Source organism: Sulfuricurvum sp., from assembly GCF_049305995.1.
Lineage (GTDB): Bacteria > Campylobacterota > Campylobacteria > Campylobacterales > Sulfurimonadaceae > Sulfuricurvum.
In genome coordinates this window covers 1-2,409 of sequence record NZ_JBAQPS010000021.1, presented here as the reverse complement: position 1 = coordinate 2,409, position 2,409 = coordinate 1, and the positions used below count along the sequence as shown (strand labels likewise).

The window sequence follows — 2,409 nt, the reverse complement described above, 5'->3', positions numbered from 1 at the left end:
AACTCTTCGACGCGGTTGTCTTGGCGTGTTTTGAACTCACGGTGCCACAGTACCAAACGACGCGGTGTATAGTAGAACTCAAATTCCCCGCCAAGGGCATTTTTTTCGAGTACCAATACCCATTTTTTTTCAATTTCACTCAGTTCTTTTAGCAACGGAACCGCCGGAAGTTCTTCAACACCGATTTCAATCAAAAGAGGTTTTAACATTTATGTATCCATCAAATCATTTTTAAAGTCCCGATTCTACCGATTTGATGGTTAAAAAATGCTGTTAGATGATGGTTGCTTTGGAAAAAATTAATTCAGAGATAAAATATCTTATTTAGATGAAGTTAAAAGTTTACAGGAGTACAATACCCCGATCATATTAAAACTCAATAAGGAACAAACATGCCAACTATCAATCGTTATGTCGATATCGACACTGTAGAACGTGAATCACGCAAAGATTACATCGACCGTCACTCTCCGTTTATCCACTGTGCCACAACAGCTAAAAAAGGTGAAAAATTTGCTGTTACCGTAAAAATGGGAAATGAATATTCTCATCCGGATGATTTCGATCACTTCATCGCTAACATCGCACTTTACAACGGTGAGACATTGCTTGCCCGCGCTGATTTTGTCCCTGGAACACTTGGAAATGAAAAAAACCATGCGGAAGTAACTTTTAATATCGTACCTATGGGTAAAAAGTTGACCCTTGTAGCACACGGTTACTGCACCAAACACGGTGTATGGGAATCAACTCCGGTAGAAGTTGAAGTGGAAGAAGCTAGCACGTGTTGCGGCGGCGGGCACTGTTCGTAAATATTTGGTGAAACTCTTCTGTAGAGTTTTACCCTCCTTTAATCACACTCGCTTAATACTATTTCATAGGCTATTCTTGCATCATTAATTGCAAAATCAAATCTTTCCAGTATCGTCTCGATCTCTTGAAAAGGCTTAATCTCTTCAATGGTAAATAAAATTCTAGCACATTGTAATACGGCACATATTCTTGGTTCTATACCTTCATTTGGATTCATAGAATAGATCAAACAATTAGAAAAAATAGGTTCAAAGTTCCAAAATTCAAAAAGACTGCCTGCTAATTCATCTCCTGATCGACCAATAATTTTCTTCTCTTCAGAAATCAGTTTTAAAGGTTCATGATCTTTAAAAAGATACGTCATATTCGTCATCATAAGTGCGTACGAAGCAACCAATCGACCGATCTCCAAAATAAAACTTAACCCCCCTAATGAGTGTAAAATCGAGCGATGTTTTTTCAACAGCCAAATATCTAAAAACCGTTGTTGTTTTTCCATCGCACCAAACCATTGTTTGATGCTTACACCATACATAGAGAGATCATTATAAGAATTTGCTTTCAATGCTGCGGTCAATGCCATACCTCGTATTGTTGAAACACCGAATAAAGAGATCGCCTGTGAAATAGAGGTTATCGGATAACGAAATCCATGATAAGGAACATTAGAATAACGTAAAATATCAGTATAGAGCATGGGATCAGATTCAATGACTTTAATAACAGCTTTTAAATCAATCTCTTCTGTACGACAAAGTCCATTTAATTTTTGTATTGATTCAGACAGTGGCGGGAAGGATTCTATAGTATAAAGAAGTGAGTTATTCACAAAATGCCTTGAATTGTACACCCATCACTCTTTTTTCTCACTTTTTTTACGGCTCACATACGTCAGCACTGCCATGGAAAAAATAAGAATCCCAACACCACTAATCAGATACAGAGCAAAATGCATATTTGTAATATCATTAATGGCTACTTTAAAGACGACCATCAGAGATTCAATCGATAAAGCGATAATAATTGAGGTAAGAAATTTAGTGAGCGTGGCGTATTCATTCCCCTCTTCCAAGGTAAGAGAACGAAAAAACACCTCTTTTTCTAAAATCGTTTTTGCTAAATCATAAATCGCAATTGCTAAGGTAATGCCAATAATTGATTTAAAAACATATTGAAGTGTTTCATCTCCAAAACCACCCAATGCTTTTACAAAACCGATCAAACCATACATACCTAAAAAGAGGGCAAGAAGAACTAACCCGCCGCCCAAAAATCCGTAAATCCATACTGAAAGTTTCGAAATAAGACGATCACTGTCAATCAAATGCATTTTTGTCATTACAGATACCAGATCAAGATCAAAAACAACAATTTTTCCATCAGGAAACCGACGTGCCACAGAGACTTTCGGTTGTCCCGAGTTCGCACATATATAAGGATTAGAAATATAGTTTTCGTGTTCATCAAAGCGAATACGATTTATAAAATAACCTTTATCCATCCCTTTCATCGACTCATCATGACCATTACGACGCCATGTAGGGGTAATTTGTACCCCATGTGAATCAATAACATAAAGATCACTCAGACACGGAA

General features: G+C 37.1%; 4 protein-coding genes. 1 reads left to right on the top strand and 3 read right to left on the bottom strand.

Going from position 1 to position 2,409, the window contains the following annotated elements; translation table 11 throughout:
- On the bottom strand, positions 1-209 hold a 209-nt coding region (locus WA010_RS00735; RefSeq protein ID WP_422555264.1), incomplete at its 3' end, for a glycine--tRNA ligase subunit beta.
- Positions 210-392: 183 nt separating this feature from the next.
- Between WA010_RS00735 and WA010_RS00730 the strand changes: the two genes are divergently transcribed.
- The gene (locus WA010_RS00730; RefSeq protein WP_422555263.1) at positions 393-812 is read left to right on the top strand and encodes a class II SORL domain-containing protein; all 420 of its coding nucleotides are present in this window, start codon (positions 393-395) and stop codon (positions 810-812) included.
- Positions 813-850: 38 nt separating this feature from the next.
- On the opposite strand, the gene WA010_RS00725 is transcribed toward WA010_RS00730, so the two are convergent.
- Together WA010_RS00725 and WA010_RS00720 are read right to left on the bottom strand one after the other, a co-directional pair.
- On the bottom strand, positions 851-1,642 hold the full coding sequence (locus tag WA010_RS00725; protein ID WP_422555262.1) for an HDOD domain-containing protein: 792 nt from the start codon (positions 1,640-1,642) through the stop codon (positions 851-853).
- 24 nt (positions 1,643-1,666) lie between these two features.
- On the bottom strand, positions 1,667-2,409 hold a 743-nt coding region (locus WA010_RS00720; protein ID WP_422555261.1), incomplete at its 5' end, for a PDC sensor domain-containing protein.

Coding starts and splice junctions, on each gene's coding strand:
- WA010_RS00730 (WP_422555263.1), top strand. CDS start 393: ATGCCAACTATCAATCGTTATGTCGATATCGACACTGTAGAACGTGAA.